The sequence below is a fragment of the Enterococcus massiliensis genome (assembly GCF_001050095.1).
Classification (GTDB): domain Bacteria; phylum Bacillota; class Bacilli; order Lactobacillales; family Enterococcaceae; genus Enterococcus_C; species Enterococcus_C songbeiensis.
The window spans coordinates 1,109,953-1,128,574 of sequence record NZ_CVRN01000007.1 but is presented as its reverse complement, the minus strand read 5'-3'; the positions used below and the strand labels follow the sequence as shown (position 1 = coordinate 1,128,574).

Sequence of the window (18,622 nt, the reverse complement as noted above, 5' to 3'; positions counted from 1 at the left end):
AATTATTCCGCCACCTTTCCAGTTTCCGCATCAGGGAACCATTTTTGGAAAATCTCATCGTAACTACCGTCTTCATGCATTTCTTTCAATGCTTGATTGACCTCGTTTAAAAAATTCTCCTGTCCTTTATTTATCGCAATGCCATACGGCTCTTCTGTAAAGGTTCCTCCGACAAGCTCGTACTCATTATTCGCTGAAGCCATTCCCAATAAAATTGCGTTATCTGTGGTCATGACATCCCCTTGACCGGATTGCAAGGCGGTGAACGCCTCAGAATAATTTTCCAATTCTAAAATTTTCGCATCAGGTGCATGCTCGCGAATGTTCGCTGCAGAGGTAGAACCTTTTACTGCCAATACAGTATTTTCAGCACTTAGGTCATCGATACTTTTAATTGAGCCACCTTTTTTCACTAAAAGGGATTGTCCAGCATCAAAATAGACATCTGAAAAATCAACTTGTTTTTTTCGTTCTTCTGAAATCGTCATGGTTGCGACGATGGCATCGATATTGCCATTTTTTAATAAAGGAATCCGCGTTTTCGATGTCACTTCTACAAAAATTGCATTCCCGTCACGGCCTAAAAGTTTTTCCGTGATTTTTCGCGCAATATCGATATCAAAACCGCGAACCTCGCCTGTTGCGATATCCATTAACCCAAAAAGTCGAGTGTCATATTTTACGCCCCATACGATTTGATTTTTTTCAATACTCGTTTTTGCAATATCTTGCTCTGCAACGCTCTTCCCACGGCAGGCACTTAAGCTGACCAAAACCAAAAGGAGAGCCAAAATCGTTCCTATTCTTTTTTTCATAAAGCGTCCTCCTAATGATCAATGACTTTACTGATGAATTGCTGTGCCCGATCAGTTTTTGGATGGTCAAAAAATTCTGCGACATTTCGACTTTCTTCAACGACTTCTCCGTCAGCCATAAAAACTACCCGATCCGCTACTTCTTTGGCAAAGCCCATTTCGTGGGTCACTACTACCATGGTCATTCCATCATGGGCGATTTTTTTCATAACATTTAGTACATCACCAATCATTTCCGGATCAAGGGCAGAGGTGGGCTCATCAAATAAAAGTACTTCTGGGTTCATCGCCAATCCTCGCGCGATTGCAACCCGCTGCTGTTGTCCCCCTGAAAGCATCGATGGATAGGAATCTTTTTTATCCAACATCCCAACTCGATTTAATAATTTTTCCGCTAAATCAATAGCTTCTGCTTCTTTTTTCTTTAACACTTTGATAGGCGCCAACGTGATATTTTCTAACACTGTTTTATTTGGGTATAAGTTAAAGTGCTGGAAGACCATTCCAATATTTTTACGGATCTCCGTCAGCTTCACATCCTTGCTGTGGAGATTTTTTTTATTGATTAACAATTCTCCGGAAGTGATGGTTTCAAGGCCGTTGATACAGCGCAGCATCGTACTTTTCCCTGATCCGGATGGTCCGATAACAACAACTACCTCTCCTTTTTCAAAAGTTAAATTGATATTTTTTAGTGCATGAAACTTCCCATAATACTTTTCGACTTGTTTAAATTCGATCATGGATATTTCGCCACCTTTCTCTATACTTAGAATTACATTAAATATTTTTTAAGATTAAGTAACATTATAGTCTACTATTTTTTAATTTGTAAAGTTTTTGTTGAAATTTTTCCAAATAAATCAATTATTTTTGTTTTTCATGACATTGCTATGTAATAAAATACGCTTTTGACTTCTGCTAAATGAGAAATCTTCCATTTATGGGAGTTGTTTCATCTTGAGAAAAAAGGTAAGATGAGAGTTGTAGATTTATAGATTTTTAGAAAAGGTGGAACTCACTTGAAAAATATTATTCTGACTGGAGATCGTCCAACGGGAAAACTCCATTTAGGTCATTATGTCGGCTCTCTAAAAAAACGAGTAGAAATGCAAAATGATCCTGAAAACCAACTATTTGTTATGATTGCAGACATGCAAGCTTTAACAGACAATGCGAAAAATCCTGAAAAAGTTTCTTCAAATGTCTTGGAAGTAGCTCTTGATTATCTTTCCGTCGGGTTAGATCCTGCCCGTACCACATTGTTTATCCAATCGCAAATTCCTCAATTAGCAGAATTGACGATGTATTATTTAAATCTCGTCAGTGTTGGTCGTGTGCGACGTAATCCGACCGTCAAAGCAGAAATCGAGCAAAAACAATTTGGTGAAGGCGTTCCAACTGGTTTCTTCATCTATCCTGTGTCACAGGCAGCTGACATCACCGCCTTTAAGGCTACATTGGTTCCTGTTGGTGAAGATCAAAAACCGATGTTGGAACAAACTCAAGAAATCGTCCACAGTTTCAACTCCACCTATAGAGAAGTTTTAGTTGAACCAAAAGCTGTTTTGCCCCCCAAAGGAATGGGTCGCTTACCAGGAATCGACGGCAACGGCAAAATGAGTAAATCTTTGGGTAATGGGATTTATTTAGCTGACCCTGCAGAAGTTGTACAGAAAAAAGTGATGAGTATGTATACGGACCCAAATCACATCCATGTGGAAGATCCTGGTCAGGTGGAAGGCAATATGGTCTTTACCTATCTTGATGTTTTCGGCAAAGACAAGGCCTATATTGAAGAGTTGAAGAATCATTACCGCCAAGGTGGACTTGGGGATGTTAAAATCAAACGCTATCTGATTGATGTTTTAGAAGAAGAATTAGCGCCGATCCGCGCCCGCCGTGCAGAATTTGCAAAAGATCCTGCTGGTGTCATGGCAATTCTTCATGAAGGTAGCCAGGCTGCTGAAAAAGTTGCATCTCAAACCCTATCAGAAGTCAAACGAGCAATGGGCATCGAATACTTTAATTAAAAAATCAAAAATTCCGCCGGCTAAAATAGTCAGCGGAATTTTTTTTAACTATTATTTATTTTTTATCGAATTTCAGCTGCAACTTCACTTGTTAAGGCGCCCACTACTTTTTCCATCGCCCGATTGATTTCTTCGTCCGTCAATGTTGCGTCTGGATTACCAAATGTCAGACTGTAAGCCATTGAGCGGTAGCCTGCTTCAATATTTTTTCCTTGATAAACATCGAACAATTGAATCGAATTCAAATATTTTCCGGCAGCTGTGCGAATAACTTCAACGATTGTTTGACTCGCAACGTCTTGTTTGACCAACAAAGCGATATCCCGACTTACTGATGGGAATTTGGAAACGGCTTGATAGATAACTTTTGCCACATCAGCCGCTAACAAGGCTTCCAAGTTCAACTCTGCCACATAGGTTTCAGAAATAGCATATTGCTTCGCCACACTCGGATGGACTTGTCCAACAAAACCGATTTTATCTTCTCCTAAGAAAATCTCAGCTGTTCTTCCCGGATGCATTTCCGGCATTTCAGCAGTCTTTTGATAAGTGATTCGCTCATTGATGGAAAGTGTCTGGAACAAGTTTTCCAAAATTCCTTTAATCGTAAAGAAATCCACTTTTTCTGCTGGCATTTGCCAATCTTTGCTTTGCCAATCCCCAGATAATGCCAACGCTACGTGAGTTTCTTCCAACGGTAGATTTTTCTTAGGATCTGCTTCTTGATAAAAGACCCGACCGATTTCGTACAACGCAATTTGCGTATTCTTACGGGCAACATTGTAAGCAACATCATCCAACAACCCACTAATTAAATTCAGGCGTAATACAGATCGTTCTTCACTCATCGGCCAATCCAAACGAGTCATTTGGCTTTCACGCATCATGAAAGAAGCAGATTTGTCTTCTGTTGTTAACGCATAGCTGATTGCTTCTGAAACGCCGGAACCTTCCAAGACTGTCCGAATCTTCCGTGTTTTTGCTTGCTCAGCTGTCAAACTACCAGCAACCGTTTCGCCACTTGGTAAAGTCGAAGGCAAACGATCATATCCATAGATTCTGGCAACTTCTTCAATGATATCCGCCTCAATCGTAATATCCCATCGCCGAGGTGGGATCGTCACTGTGTAAGTTTCTTCTTTTTCTTCAAAAGGGAAACCTAACGCATCGAAAATATGATTGACTTCAGCAACTGTCAGTTTTGTTCCTAATGAACGATTGATTTTTTCTAAGCGAATCGTGACAACTTGATCTTCTACTTTGATTTCAGACCCGCTAACACGTCCTTTTAGTACATTCCCTCCGGCTAATTCAGCGATCATGGCTGCTGCTGCATCACTTGCTGCACCAATCGTTGCTTTGTTGATGCCCTTTTCAAAACGGGCTGAAGATTCACTGCGTAAATTAAATTGCTTCGATGTTCGACGAATCGAAACACCAGCAAATAAGGCAGATTCTAACGCTACGGTTGTTGTCGTTTCTGAAATTTCAGAGTCCAACCCTCCCATTACACCAGCCAATGCAACCGGAACTTTTCCATTAGTGATTACGATGTTTTCTGGTGTCAATTCTCTGGTTTCTCCATCCAGAGTAACAAATTTTTCCTGTGGAGTAGCACGACGAACAAGAATTTCTTTACTACCTAGTTTATCATAATCAAACGCATGCAACGGTTGACCAAACAACAATAAAATATAGTTGGTCACATCCACCACATTATTGATTGGACGAATTCCTTCATTCATCAACCGATTTTGCAACCATTGAGGACTTGGTGCGATTTTAACATTTTCAATGATGCGAATTTGATAGGCGGGCGCATCCGTCGTATCCTCAACTGTCACTTGGATTTTCTCCGCTGCAGCTTCTTCTGATTCCACTAACGTTTCTTCTTTGAATTGCGGTTTTTGATTATAGATTGCTCCGACCTCGTAAGCAACACCTCGCATACTTAATGCATCTGCACGATTCGGTGTAATCGAAAGTTCAATGATACTGTCATCCATATCAAGATAAGAAAAAACTGGTTCGCCATTGACAGCAGTTTCTGGCATATATTGGATGCCTTCCGAATATTCTTTTGGAATCACGCTGTCACTATAACCGATTTCCTGCAAAGAGCAGATCATTCCATTTGAAACTTCTCCCCGCATTTTTCCCTTTTTAATTTTCACATTGCCGGCAATCCGTGAGCCCGGTAAAGCAACAATTACTTTGATGCCCGCCTTCACATTTGGTGCACCGCAAACGATTTGAGACAATTCTTCTTCACCAATATCTACTTGACAAATAGATAGGTGGTCAGAATCAGGATGTGGTTTACATTCCTTAACCTCACCGATAACGATTTTTTTCAAACCGGTTTGCGGTTGAGTAACACCTTCAACTTCAATACCGGTAACAGACATTTTATCTGCCAATTCTTGTGGCGAAACGGCAGAAAGGTCAAGATATTCATTTAACCATTTATAGGATACTAACATTTTTCTTTATTCCCCCTTGAATTGACTTAAAAAGCGTAGATCATTTTGATAAAAATTCCGGATATCATTGACGCCATATCGTAGCATTGCTACTCGATCTGGTCCTAATCCAAAAGCAAACCCGCTGTATTCTTCCGGATCGATGCCTGACATTTTTAATACATTTGGATGAACCATGCCGGCGCCTAAAATTTCAATCCAGCCAGTGTACTTGCAGACGTTACATCCAGCACCGCCGCACTTGAAGCAGCTAACATCCACTTCAACAGAAGGTTCCGTAAACGGAAAATAACTTGGACGTAGACGAATCTCACGTTCTTCACCAAACATTTTCTTCATCATGACTTCCAATGTACCTTTTAAATCTGCCATTGTTACGTTTTTATCTACGACCAATCCTTCAATTTGGTGAAATTGATGGCTGTGAGTCGCATCATCTGTATCTCTACGGAAAACTTTCCCCGGTGAGATCATTCGTAACGGACCTTTTGAAAAATCATGGGATTCCATTACTCGTGCTTGAACCGGAGACGTATGGGTCCGAATCAAAATATCTTCTGAAATATAAAAAGTATCTTGCATATCCCGTGCCGGATGATCTTTTGGCAAATTCATTCGTTCAAAGTTGTAATGATCTGATTCAACTTCATACCCTTCAATGATTTGATAACCCATACCGACGAAAATATCTTCAATTTCTTCCATAATTTGGGTCAATACATGACGATCGCCTTGTTTAACAGGTTTTCCCGGTAGCGTTACGTCAATACTTTCCTTGACTAACGCTTGGTTCATGGCTGCTTGTTCCAGTTCTGCTTTTTTTTCTTCGATTTTTTGAGTCAATAAGTCCCGAATCTCATTCGCAAAGCTGCCGACTTTTGGTCGTTCTTCCGCAGACAGGTCCTTCATTCCCCGTAAGACTTCTGTGATTGGTCCTTTTTTTCCTAATGTTTCCACACGAATTTGATTTAATAAATTCAAATCGATTGCTTCATTGATTTTATTAAGCGTTTCATGCTTCAATGCTTCCAGTTGTTCCTGTAAAGACATTTCTTTTCCTCCTATTTTGTTAAGAAATTTTCTTAAGGAAAATCTCCTTATTTTGTCGCACAAAAAGAGACCCCATTCCATAAAGGAACGAGGTCTCGCGTTACCATCCTATTTTCGTGACAATATCACGCACTTGATTTGATTAACGGTTGTGATGACCGGTCTGAGGGTAAAGCTCAGACTAGCTCAGGAAGTGAACTTCATTTTTCGAACATTGCCCCTGCTTTCAGTCTGCGACAGGGTTCCCTTTTCAAGTTCAGCCAAATTACTCTTTTCCGTCAAAGCTATTTTAACTATTTGAATGTATTCAGTGTACAAAACTTTTCACATAAAATCAACTGCATTCTTCAGGAGTAATCCATTTCTCGCTCCAATTTTTCACTGAAATAAGACTTTTTTCAAAATCAGTTCCTTTTTCTGTCAACGTATAAAGATTTTCTTCTTTTGCGATAATTCCTTCTCGTTCCAGTTCCCGCAAACGTTCCACTAAGACACGATCACTCACCTCAGGAATTTTTTTTGCCAATTCAACAAAACGTTGGGAGCCGTCTTCAATCAAAACATCGATAATCAGACCATTCCATTTTTTTCCTAAAATCGAGAATGCCTTTTCGAACTTGGGACAGAGTGAAAATTCTGCTGCTTTTACTTGTTCCATCTTTCGTCACCTCACTATGAGTATACCACATCTCTTACAATTTGTAAGTGAACAAGTTTCTCGATTAATTAAGTGTCAGCAATTGTTTTCCCGAAAGTAAAACAAGATAGGTTTCGGTTACCGGTTTATTATACGCTTCTTCCAATGCTTCACGATACAGTTTTAATTGCCCTCGATATTTTGCTGCTAACGAATCGGTATCACCATTGATAATGTGGTCGGTTTTAAAATCATATAAAATTAGATGATCTTCAAATTCAATGAACCCATCAATAATTCCGTGAATCAGTAATCCATCTTTTACTTCATCATAGTCAACAAAGATTTGTTCAGCATTCTTCAACATCGCAAAAGGTTGTTCTCGTTTCACTTTTCCCGAATTGGCAAGCAGTTGCTCCCCTAATGGGGTACCAAAAAACCACAGTAAACTTTCTCGATCAATTTTTTTCGCCACTGTAATATCCAGTGTTCCACAAGAAACTAACTGTTGGATAAAGTCTTCGATACTTTCAGCAGTTGGTTTTTGGGTTAACGGCAACATCTGCATCGTTGTGTGGGTCGCAGTTCCGACACTAGCGGCATCCGTTGCTGTCTGTTCAATGAACTGCGGGCGGGAGAGTCGTTCTTCAGTATATCGATACTGTTGAAAAACAGCTTTTTCCTGAGTGCTTTGCCAAGTTAAGCGGGCATCATCCAAGTTATCGGGATCATCAAAAATTCGTTTGATTTCCGATACAGATTGATAGCTTGTCGTCATCGGAGCCTTTTCGAAAGGATACTGGTATTCTAAGCGCTGTTGCAGTTTTGGAAGCACGCCTTCCTCACTGCTTGCGCTTGCTAAAATCAATGTCGGTTTTTCTTCAATCGTTTGAAGGGCTGTAGAAATTTGCTCTTGATTCCACCATTGAATTTTAAAATGAGCGTCTGAGGATACTGTAAATTGGCGTTCACTAGCCTCGGAAAAAATTGTTTCCATCTCCGGATGGCGCATTAAACTCATTCCCACCCAGTTTAGCAAAATATTCGTTTTTTTCATCCGCAAAACAGGATTCAGAACCAATTCTTTTTGGGACAAAGCTTCACGCCATTTTTTCAAGGCATCGGTTCGATCTTTATAGGAACCCACTAAGAATAATTTTTGCTCTGCTCGAGTTAACGCAACATAAAGTTTTCGCATTTCCTCCGAAAACGCTTTTTTCAATCGTAATTGCTGAATCGCCTGATAAGGCATGGTCCCATAGCGAACCCGCCGATCAGGGTCAATGTATTGAATCCCCGCGCCTAATCTTTCTTCAAAAATATAGTCACGGGTGAAATCTTGATTATTGAAATTTTTTGACATATCCAGTAAGAAAACAATCGGAAATTCCAGCCCTTTGCTGGCATGAATCGTCATGACTCGAACAGCATTTTCAACCGGCATTGCAAGAGGCTCAGCCAAATCTTTGTCCTTTTCCTGCATTTTTTCGATGAAACGAATAAATTGGTACAAGCCACGAAAGCTACTACGTTCATAGCTTTGTGCACGATCTACCAGAGCAATCAGATTTGCGTACCGCTGTTGTCCAGCCGGAAGTCCTAATACATAGTCCGGATAAGCCGATTCTTCATAAATTTCCCAGAGTAATTCTGGAATTGCCAGTTTCTTCGAATGATCTCGCCAGCGAGCAAATGTTTCAAGAAAAGCGTCAACTTTCTCCTGCAACGGCGTTTCAATTACTTCCGTAAATTCCAGCAGTGCTTGATAAAAATCTGCCGTCGTATTCGCCAAACGAATCAATGCTAATTCATCCTCTTGCAGTCCAACGATTGGCGAACGTAATACCGCCGCCAACGGAATATCATTGTAAGGATTGTCAATAACCTGCAACAAACTAATCATGGTTTTGATCTCGGTTGCTTGAAAATAATTTTGAGCGTCATTTACTTCCAAGGGAATCGCAAATTTCTTGAACACATCTAAAATATCTAAATTATTTTTCTTCGTCGGTGTCAATAAAACAATGTCGCGATAATCAACCGGTCGATTGCTGCCGATTTTTTTATCAAAAATCTCAAATTTCTGATCGATCAGCTCACGAATTTTCAGCGCTGTCACATAAAGTTCACCTTCAGTTTTGCTTTCAACAACTTCCGAGTCTTCTTCTACCGCTTTTTCGTAAATCAACAGCTCTGTATGGAATTGATCACTCTCAGGAAACGCAGGAAAACCTGGAATCAGCGCTGCGGCTTCATCGTAAGGAATCTGCCCTACCCGTTCATCCATCAATTGTTGAAAAACCAGATTGGTAAAGGCGAGAACCTCTTGGCGAGAACGAAAATTTTCTGCAAGGACAATCCGACGTCCTCCTTTTTCTTGACCAAAAGACAAATATTTTTCGATAAATAATGTCGGATCAGCCAAGCGAAAGGCATAGATTGATTGCTTGACATCCCCTACCATAAACATATTTCCAGGTGACTCCTCTTGGCGAACCCAGAATAAAAGTGCTTCCTGCAATCGGTTGACATCCTGATACTCATCTACTAAAACTTCCTCAAACTTTGTGCGGTAATAAGTTGCCGCTTCACTTCCAGTTCCATTATTTCCTTGTAGAATCTGCAAAGCAAAATGTTCCAGATCATTGAAATCCAAAACACCTTTATCTTGTTTTCGTTGTTGATATCGGTCAATAAACTCTGCTGTCAGCTCCGCCATTTTTTCGACAAGGGGCAGCGATTTTTCCATCAATTCGGTCATTCGTTGGGGAGAATATGGTAACGCCTCATTGATACCCGTCTCTAAATAACTGCGGGCAGTCTTTCGCAGTTCGCCGATTTCATCGGAGAGGGCTTTGTATTCTGCTTTTCGCAAGCCAGGATAGCGTTGCTTTAAATCAAACCCTTCAACTTGGCTGTAAGCTGTCGCTAAATTATCGGCTACTACCGCATCATAAAGTCGTTGGGCTTGATTTTGTTCGTGAGCAATAAATCCATGAATTTTTTCAAACGCAGGATCAAATTCCGATAAACGAAATGCCTGCTGGTAATGTTCTAACGACATCTGAAGCGCATTAATCAATAAGGGTTTGATTTGGGATTGGTACAGAGGATTTTTCTCTAAACCATCCGTTGCTTCATAATTTTTTTTCAGACTCGCTAACCAAGCCTTTGGATCAGGATTTGCCCGAGCGAAAGTGTAAAGAGACATAATCAAATCCGTCAAGCCTTCATCCGAACGGTCACCGGAAAAATTTTCCGTTAATTGGAAGAAAACTTCTTCTTTCGCTTCATATTTTTCCTCCCGCAGTTCATCCCAGACTTCTTCTTTTAACAATAAAATCTCGGTTTCATCGGTCAACATTCGAAATACCGGATCAAGATCAATCAAAAAATAAAAGCGGCGAATGATCGTTAAACAAAAAGAATGCAGAGTGGAAATGTTCGCTGTTGGCAGTAAAACCAGCTGCTTCGTAAAATGTTGTCGTCTTTTTTCGTTAGATTCCTGATTGACCGCCAATTGCAGTGCTTCTTGGATTCGTTCTTTCATTTCCCGTGCAGCTGCTTCGGTAAAAGTAACAATCAATAATTCGTCGATGTTGCTGCCACTTTTCAGTTTTTCAATGACCCGGCGAACCAATACCGTCGTTTTTCCTGATCCGGCAGAAGCTGAAACCAGCAAATTGTCCCCTTTATCAAAAATCGCCTGCCATTGACGATCGGTAAACTTTTCATTTTGGGGTTTTAAAGGGATATCAGTCATTTTCTTCCTCCATCATTCGCTTCAACACGTCTTCTTTTGATAATTTTTCCAATCGATGATAATTATTTTCCGGCAGCATGACATCAAACTCACACACGCTTCGAAATGGGCAAAATTGACAGGCAATCCGTTCTTTTCCCTTATAGGATGGGTTTAACCCGATATCGCCAGAAACAATTTTTTCACCCGCTTGCTGCATTTGAGTGCGATTGTGTTGCATCAGAATTCGTAATTCGTCTTCCGTATAGAACTTCGGTGAATTTTTCGTTGGTTTCTGAAGCTGTCCTTCTTTATCCATCTTCAAAGGAAAGACCGCCGAATTTTCTTTTGGCGCTAACGATTGGTCAAGTCTTTCGAATAAGCGAGGATCATCCACAAATAAACCGTCAAACTGGTACTTTTTCAACTGAGCATTTTCATCGCTTTCCTCTGGTTTCAACACAGGATTGTACACATGCATATAATACGCTCCGCCGGGTTTGACAACATCAGTACCCACTAGCTGGACGGCATCGGTCAATGCCACATCCAAATAAGTAACCAACTGCATTGCTAAGCCGTAATAAGCATCCACAACATCAAATTGTCGATGACTTGACTTGTAATCAACGACTGATAACCAAGTATCCGTACCGTTCGTTGCAGTATCAACCCGATCAATTTTTCCACGAACATGAAGCTTTCCACCAGTAGTCAGCGGCAACTCCAAACCAGAGATTCCCTTCTGACTGGCAATTTGACCAAATAAAACCTCTGTTTGAATCGGGGAAAGATCTGATCTTTGGCTTTGTCTTTGCAATGCCCAAGTCACTTTTTTGATTGTTTTTCCTAGTTGATAACGAATATAGTTTAAACGTGCAGAGCTGTTCAATACTTGGAACCGCGGCTCACCAAAAATTCGTACCAATATTTCTTCAATGAATTGCTCCCGTTGCTGGTCATCCATTTCTTGCAGTGGTGTTCCTTTTTCAATCAGAGCCGTCAAAAATTGATCCAGCGAATCATGGAAAAATTCTCCGGTCATAATCGGATTTAAGCCATAGATGCGTCGTTCTTTCAATCGTAAGCCAAAGTTTGCAAAATATTTGTATTCACAGTTATAAAAACTTTCCATTCGTGAAATCGAAGTATAAATGTCCTGACCATATAATTTTTCTGCTAACTCAGGAGAAAGACTGACGGGAACATTTTGATGGGTGCGACTTTCAAACACTTTATGAGCAAATTCGGCAATCGGAGAAGCCATCAGCAGTTTTTCCAAACCAAGCCAAACTGGCGGCAGGGTCTTTTTTTCATCCGCAGCTTGTCGATAAAGATCGTTCAACTGACTGACAAGGTTTCGATAGGTGCTGACAAAATGCTCTGCTTTGCTTTGGGTAGTCAGAGGATTTTTCTCAATAACTGAAATACCCAAATAAGTAACCAAGCGTTTGACATACGGGGAAAGCTGCAAATTCTGTTGTGTATCGTAATTGGCAGCATAGCTCAAATACAAGCGTTCTGTCCCGGACAGAAAAACGTGGTAGGCTTCCAATGGTGCTTTTGAAAGAGAATCTGCTACTGCGTCCCGTAAAAACTGTTGTTCACCAAATTGTTCATTCAGACGTTGACGGTCTTCACTTGTCAGCAGGCTATGATCTTCCATCGTCCGAGGAAAAGTTTGCTCGTTCAATCCCACCGCAAAAGTGATTTTGGCTTGATTTGGTCGAGCCAACTGCAAACGGTTGATTCGAACTTGATCGATTGCTGTCGGAATTTTTCCGTAAGTGGCATTTTCTAAACCAGTAGAAAAGATTGTTTGGAAAACAGTAAAATCAAAGGTATCTTCCCCATAAATCTGCAAATAATCATCCATCAGATCCATCAGTGCCTGCCACGTTTGTTCATGATTTCGAGCTAAATCAAGGTGTCCTTCGGCAATATCTTGATCCCGCCAATGAAGCAGTTGTTGTTCAACTCCTGCTGTTACTAAAAACTGATACAGCTTTTTGACCGCTTCTGCACCGGTTTCACTGACTTTTAATTCCTGTAAAAAGACAGCAATCTGTTGACTAAATTGCCGGCGGACAAAGTTGGTCATCCGCGTTAGTTCCTTCGTTTCTTCCAATTCATTTTGATCGTAGTCGTAATGAATTACCTGCCAGTCTTCAGAACGTGTCCAATAGGTTCCTTGAAAATTATTTTCCAACGCCACATTTTCAGTTTGATCAATGTAATCACGAAATAGGGTTTGTGCCTGTTGCCACTCTGGCTGGTTTTCTTCAAGATCGTGAGGCAAAAAAAGCCCCGTCTTCAACAAGCGTAAAATATCCTGTAATCGGTAATTGTATCGCTGGATCGCAAATAATGACTGCAAAAATTCTACTAGCGGATGCTGTGCCATATACCAATCACGGTCAAGATAAAAAGGTAAATCGAGTTCCTTAAAAATTGAAGGAATCAACTGTCCATAAAGATCCGGCTCTGCGGTTAATAACTGGATATCTTTGTATCGAATTTGCGGATTTTCCGCAACCAATTTTCGAATCTCCACGCCAATTTGACGAATTTCTTCTTCTGGGTTGACCGCCTTCCAAATCTGCAGACAATCATCTGCGGGCAAATTGGCTTCAAATTTTTCCTGATTTTGGGTTTGCCGCCACAATCGTTCAACCTCTGTCAAACACGTAGCCGACTTGTCCGGTGCCTTTTCGTCAAATGCCACTGCCACATTGTTGGCTGAGGCAAACGATTTTAGTTGAAAATAGGTGGTTCCGGCTTCCCGAAAAAGATTTAAAGGAGAGGGTGCCTCAACCGGATACCCTCGATCTAAAAACAAAGAAACAAAAAGAGAGCCTTTTTGCATCAGCGTATCTAATAAAAGCAGCTCCTGTCCGCTAAAACCTGAAAAACCAGTCACGATGAATAACGTTTTAGACAAATTCGGCATCACGGAAAAACAGTCTTGGTCTTCCGTAAGAAAGCGAGTCAATGTTGCAATAGGGTTTTCCACCTGCAGCTCACGTTCCTGCAATTCATTTTGATATGCACGATAAATCAACATTAAATCTTTAAATTTCAATTGCTGATCTGCTTCATTTGTTTTTTCTGACTGTAATTGAATCTGCAAATCTTCTGGGGAAATATTTCCCATTTGTAATTCTAGAAACAAGTCAAGTAATTGTTGGATAAATCCCTCTTTAGAAACTTCTCCCCGATAAACCGTTAATTGTTCTGCTAAGTCTTGCAAAACTCGACGCATAATCATCGCGCTGCCGACTTCGGAAATAACATTTTTTGATAACAATCCGGTTTGTTGCAAGAAGTACCAGGCTAAACGATGAAAACTGAATACCTGTGTGCGGATTGTACTGAAATTTTCTCCATGTTTAAGTCCAGATAAAATTTCATGTTCTTGTTCAAATTTATTGTAATTAGGAACCAGGAAAAAAACTTGATTCTCTGAATCTTCTATCAACCATTGCTGTGCTTTTTCTAAATAGGCTTGCGCATGATTTTTGCCGCCATCGCCAAGTAAAAATTGTAAAGACATCTTCGCGCCTCCTTTTTCTGGAACATATGTTCAGTATAACAAAAAAAGCCGAAAATTTCGGCTTTGACCCTAAAAAAGCAGCAGGTTTTTAGAAATTTTCGTAAAAAAAAGAACCCCGCTAAGAGTTCTTAATGTTTCACTGTACCGATTTCATTCAAAGGCCAGAAAATAAATTTTACATCGCCTAAAATCGCATCTTCATCAATCAAACCAATCATCCGACTGTCTTTTGAAATCCGTCGATTATCCCCCAGCACAAGTATTTTACCATCTGGAATGGTTTCGGAAGAAAAATAATCCAACATAGTAAAATCATTCGTCAATGGAGCCCCATCTGTCAATTTGTCTTTGTACTCTTGCAGATAGTCTTCTTCAAATTTTTTTCCGTTGATATACAATTGGTCATCCTTATAGGAAACACTGTCACCAGGCAATCCGATCACCCGTTTGATATAATTTTTTCCTGCTTCATCTGGTGCGGGGAAGGTAACGATATCAAAGCGTTTAATTTCGGTATTTTTTAAGGCAATGACATGTTCGCCGTCTTGTAAAGTCGGATCCATTGAATCCCCTTTAACCATCACTGGTGTAAACACAAAGCTTCTTAATAAAATTAAAATCAATGCTACCCCTAAAAAGAAGAGAATCGATCGTAACCATTCATTTTTCTTCAACTGACATTCCTCCAAAATTGATATGCTCAGTGTACCACATTTATTTCAAAACCAAAAAGCGAAACCTACTTTTAAAGAAAAATTCAAAAAAATTCCTCCCTCATCATATAAATTGTGAAAAATAAAAATACGTGTTACCGTTTTCTTATAACGAACAGCGAAAGGATGATACAAAATGAGCCCAAAACTGACCCATGTCCCAACGCAACTTTACATCGATGGTAATTGGATCGATGGCAGCCAACCCACTGCTCCTATCAAAAATCCCGCCACTGGTGAAGTTATCACCGAAGTAAGTCAAGGAGCTGAAGAAGAAACTTTGGCAGCTATCGCCGCTGCAAAGGCTGCTTTTCCCTTTTGGTCAAAACATGATCCTCTTGAACGTGCTAACATAATGAATCAAATTGCGGACTTGATTGAAGAAGAAGCCGAACGTTTAGCCTTGATTATGACGCTTGAACAAGGAAAACCATTAAAGGAAGCCCGCAGCGAAATCCAAACCGATATTGAAAATTTCCGCTGGAATGCGGCAGAAGGTCAACGTATTTACGGAGAAATCGTTCCCTCACCAATGGATCATCATTGGCTGGTTCGCAAGCAGCCAATCGGGGTAGTTGCAGCAATCACTCCTTGGAATTTTCCGTCAAATATGATTGCGAGAAAAATTGCTCCTGCTCTCGCTGTTGGTTGCACACTTGTAATGAAGCCTTCCAAGGAAACACCCCTTTCTGCCTTGGCACTGGTTGATATTTTTGATCGTGCCGGCTTACCAAAAGGAGTGGTCAATATTGTTTTAGGGAGTTCAAAAACAATTGGAAAAGTTTTGACGGAAAGCAATGATGTTAAAAAATTGACTTTTACCGGTTCGACGAAAGTTGGTCAATTGCTTTATGAACAATCCGCGCCGACTTTAAAACATGTTTCTTTGGAATTAGGAGGACACGCGCCTTTTATTGTTTTTCAAGATGCAGATCTCTCTTTAGCTGTTGAAAGTTTGCTGGCAGCGAAATTTCGAAATAACGGGCAAGTTTGCACTGCTCCTAATCGAATTTTTTTACATGAAAAAATTAAAGATGATTTTGTAGAACAGCTACTTGAAAAAATTTCTGATGTGAAAGTGGGCAATGGTTTAGACGATCCCGATATTGGTCCATTAATCAACGAATCTGCTATTGAGAAAATCCAAAACCAATTGTCCGACGCCACTCAAAAAGGGGCAACGATTCTTTATGGTGGAAATCGTTTAACAGATGGTGAATATAGAGACGGCCTCTTTTTTGAACCGACGATTATCGACGGTATTACTAACGAGATGAACATTTATTATGAAGAGACTTTTGGCCCAGTCATCCCTCTCATTGGCTTTACGGAAACTGAAGCCGTGATCGCCGCTGCCAATGATACGGAATTTGGCTTAGCCTCTTACTTCTTTTCCAATAATCTACAAACGATTTCCCAAACTGCCTCGTCTCTGGATTATGGCATCGTGGGTGTCAATGAAATGGCCATATCTAACGCAGCCGTACCATTTGGCGGCGTAAAACATTCCGGTTTTGGTCGAGAGAACGGAAAATACGGCGTAGAAGAATACGTAGAAGTCAAATTTATCAACATCAACACCCACCTAAAAAAATAATTTCTCTTTTTCCGAGCAAAATAGTTTACTAACTAATTGTAAGTATGTATACTAGCACTCGTAAGATAAATTTAAAAGAAAAAAAGGTGGAATAATTCTTATGACAAACTTCTTAGACGCATTAAAAAATCGCCGTTCAATCTACGCATTAGGACGCAACGTTTCTCTAACAGAAACTGAAATCGAAGACTTGGTAAAAGACGTCGTTAAACAAAGCCCAACAGCTTTTAACGCACAATCACCACGTGTAGTTATCCTTTTTGGTGAAGCACACGAAAAATTATGGGAATTAACAGAAGCTGCATTAAAACCATTGACACCAGCAGAAGCTTTCCCAAACACACAACAAAAATTAGCTGGCTTTAAAGCTGGTTTAGGTACTGTTTTATTCTTCAAAAACACAGATACTGTAAAAAATCTACAAGAACAATTCGCATTGTATGCAGACAACTTCCCAGATTGGGCAGAACAATCAAACGGAATTGCTACAGCAAATACATGGGTGGCTTTGGAAGAAGCCGGCTTAGGCGCAAACCTACAACATTACAACCCAGTTATTGATGAAGCCGTTGCAAAAGAATGGAACATTCCAGGCAACTGGCAATTACGTTCACAATTAGTATTTGGCTCAAAAGAAGCAGATGCTGGTGAAAAAGATTACTTGGATGACGAAGAACGTTTCCGCGTATTCCGTTAATTCCTTTTTACAAAGAAAGAGCAGCACCATTCAGGCGCTGCTCTTTCTTTGTTTATTTTTCTTCCTCATGATCGATCAAAATATCGATCGGTGTTCCTTCTTTCAGATGATCGGATAAAAATAAAACGATTTCTTGTATGGGTGCCGAAAATTTTAGTAAAGGTCCTCGCATCCCACGGCGAAAGAAATTCATTTTAACAATATTTTCCTGCTGATACAAAACAATCCGATCAATTTCCGCAAAAGGAATGCCCCGCTTGTCCATCGGATTAACTAAAATACGTTCTTCGGTCAAACCACGACCATCCAATAGAAAACTCAAAACAATCAACCCGGATAAAATACCACGGATACTTTCATCCAATGTGGCAGGTTGCCCAAACGTTCCCCATAAAACAAAAATCGTTGCCAGAGGAATGATAATCCAACTGCCTTTTCTTTTTTTGGCGCGAAAAACCAATTCTTTTTGTATAATCAATAAAAAGAAAAACAAAACAAAAACAAAGATGATTAATAGTAGTGTAAATAAATCCATAGCCTGCTCCATTCTTTCATTTGCAGTTCCATCTTAACACAAAAACAAAGGGACCAAAATAATTTCTCTTCTTTTCCTATCTTCCATTCATTTAATTTTCCATTTTCAGAAAATTTCGTTACAATAAGGAAAAATGAGATGGAGGTTTTTTCATGGATTCGTTTATAAAAAAATTACAAAAATACCAACTACTTCGTGCGGTCTTTTATGCTCTCGTTGGTATACTGATTTTGCTGCAGCCTAGACCTTTTTTCAATGTCATCGTCTACATTGTAGCTGCTTATTTTGTTTTTCTCAGCATTGTGAATTTGATTTCTGCCTGGCGGGAGAAAAAAGCAACCGGGTATTATGGCTCTGAAATGACGATTGGGATTCTATTTTTAGTCGTCGCTGCCATCGTCTTGATTTTTGCCAAACTCATCATTTCGATTATCCCATTCTTCTTGGGACTTTTGGTCTTACTGAGTGGGATTCGCCAATTGGTGCAAGAATTGAATCTGCGAAAACAAGGAATCTCTTCGTTAGGTTGGTTTTTATTTAGTCTTGCGATGATTGTTGTCGGCGGAGTATTGGTCTTCAATCCTTTTGGCAGTGTTCTCGTCTTGTTCCAGATTTTCGGAGCTGTTTTAATCGTTTTGGCATTTTCAGAGATCATTGCCTACTTTCAGCTTAAAAAGAACTAAAGATTTTTTCATTTTTTCTTGAATTCTTGCGGAAGTGATGGTTTTTTCAGATGAAATCACGTATACTCTACATAACAACAGTGA

General features: G+C 40.0%; 13 protein-coding genes. 4 read left to right on the top strand and 9 right to left on the bottom strand.

The features are described from left to right. Nucleotides 1-2: 2 nt before the first annotated feature. Both BN1875_RS12650 and BN1875_RS12645 read right to left on the bottom strand, forming a co-directional pair. On the bottom strand, nucleotides 3-815 hold the full coding sequence (locus BN1875_RS12650; RefSeq protein ID WP_048605173.1) for a transporter substrate-binding domain-containing protein: 813 nt from the start codon (nucleotides 813-815) through the stop codon (nucleotides 3-5). Nucleotides 816-826: 11 nt separating this feature from the next. Continuing rightward, the gene (locus BN1875_RS12645) at nucleotides 827-1,564 is read right to left on the bottom strand and encodes an amino acid ABC transporter ATP-binding protein (protein WP_048605172.1); all 738 of its coding nucleotides are present in this window, start codon (nucleotides 1,562-1,564) and stop codon (nucleotides 827-829) included. A 273-nt stretch (nucleotides 1,565-1,837) separates the two neighbouring features. On the opposite strand from BN1875_RS12645, the gene trpS reads away from it, so the two are divergent. Next, on the top strand, nucleotides 1,838-2,848 hold the full coding sequence (gene trpS, locus BN1875_RS12640; RefSeq protein WP_048605171.1) for a tryptophan--tRNA ligase: 1,011 nt from the start codon (nucleotides 1,838-1,840) through the stop codon (nucleotides 2,846-2,848). Between the two features lie 62 nt (nucleotides 2,849-2,910). Here the strand turns inward: trpS and pheT are convergent, their stop codons facing one another. The 6 genes from pheT to lepB all read right to left on the bottom strand — a co-directional run bounded on the left by pheT (nucleotide 2,911) and on the right by lepB (nucleotide 14,987). Next, complete coding sequence (pheT, locus tag BN1875_RS12635; RefSeq protein WP_048605170.1) at nucleotides 2,911-5,331, bottom strand: phenylalanine--tRNA ligase subunit beta; 2,421 nt, start codon at nucleotides 5,329-5,331, stop codon at nucleotides 2,911-2,913. 6 nt (nucleotides 5,332-5,337) lie between these two features. Then, complete coding sequence (pheS, locus tag BN1875_RS12630) at nucleotides 5,338-6,381, bottom strand: phenylalanine--tRNA ligase subunit alpha (RefSeq protein WP_048605169.1); 1,044 nt, start codon at nucleotides 6,379-6,381, stop codon at nucleotides 5,338-5,340. Nucleotides 6,382-6,715: 334 nt separating this feature from the next. Continuing rightward, nucleotides 6,716-7,039, bottom strand: coding sequence for a winged helix-turn-helix transcriptional regulator (locus tag BN1875_RS12625; RefSeq protein ID WP_048605168.1), 324 nt, complete (start codon nucleotides 7,037-7,039; stop codon nucleotides 6,716-6,718). 64 nt (nucleotides 7,040-7,103) lie between these two features. After that, nucleotides 7,104-10,781 carry a helicase-exonuclease AddAB subunit AddA gene (gene addA / locus BN1875_RS12620; protein WP_048605167.1) on the bottom strand — a complete coding sequence of 1,226 codons (3,678 nt, stop codon included), beginning with the start codon at nucleotides 10,779-10,781 and terminating at the stop codon, nucleotides 7,104-7,106. After that, nucleotides 10,774-14,313: a PD-(D/E)XK nuclease family protein gene (locus tag BN1875_RS12615; RefSeq protein WP_048605166.1), complete on the bottom strand. Its 3,540-nt coding sequence runs from the start codon at nucleotides 14,311-14,313 to the stop codon at nucleotides 10,774-10,776. The genes addA and BN1875_RS12615 overlap by 8 nt, the downstream gene beginning before the upstream one ends. A gap of 128 nt (nucleotides 14,314-14,441) precedes the next feature. Next, the gene (lepB, locus tag BN1875_RS12610) at nucleotides 14,442-14,987 is read right to left on the bottom strand and encodes a signal peptidase I (protein WP_048605165.1); all 546 of its coding nucleotides are present in this window, start codon (nucleotides 14,985-14,987) and stop codon (nucleotides 14,442-14,444) included. Nucleotides 14,988-15,162: 175 nt separating this feature from the next. On the opposite strand from lepB, the gene BN1875_RS12605 reads away from it, so the two are divergent. Next, complete coding sequence (locus BN1875_RS12605) at nucleotides 15,163-16,623, top strand: NAD-dependent succinate-semialdehyde dehydrogenase (RefSeq protein WP_048605164.1); 1,461 nt, start codon at nucleotides 15,163-15,165, stop codon at nucleotides 16,621-16,623. A gap of 100 nt (nucleotides 16,624-16,723) precedes the next feature. Beyond that, the gene (locus BN1875_RS12600; RefSeq protein WP_048605163.1) at nucleotides 16,724-17,320 is read left to right on the top strand and encodes a nitroreductase family protein; all 597 of its coding nucleotides are present in this window, start codon (nucleotides 16,724-16,726) and stop codon (nucleotides 17,318-17,320) included. 52 nt (nucleotides 17,321-17,372) lie between these two features. Here the strand turns inward: BN1875_RS12600 and BN1875_RS12595 are convergent, their stop codons facing one another. Further along, the gene (locus tag BN1875_RS12595) at nucleotides 17,373-17,855 is read right to left on the bottom strand and encodes a hypothetical protein (protein ID WP_048605162.1); all 483 of its coding nucleotides are present in this window, start codon (nucleotides 17,853-17,855) and stop codon (nucleotides 17,373-17,375) included. Nucleotides 17,856-18,007: 152 nt separating this feature from the next. Here BN1875_RS12595 and BN1875_RS12590 point away from each other — a divergent pair, with 152 nt between their 5' ends. After that, nucleotides 18,008-18,538: an HdeD family acid-resistance protein gene (locus BN1875_RS12590; RefSeq protein WP_048605161.1), complete on the top strand. Its 531-nt coding sequence runs from the start codon at nucleotides 18,008-18,010 to the stop codon at nucleotides 18,536-18,538. Nucleotides 18,539-18,622: the final 84 nt, after the last annotated feature.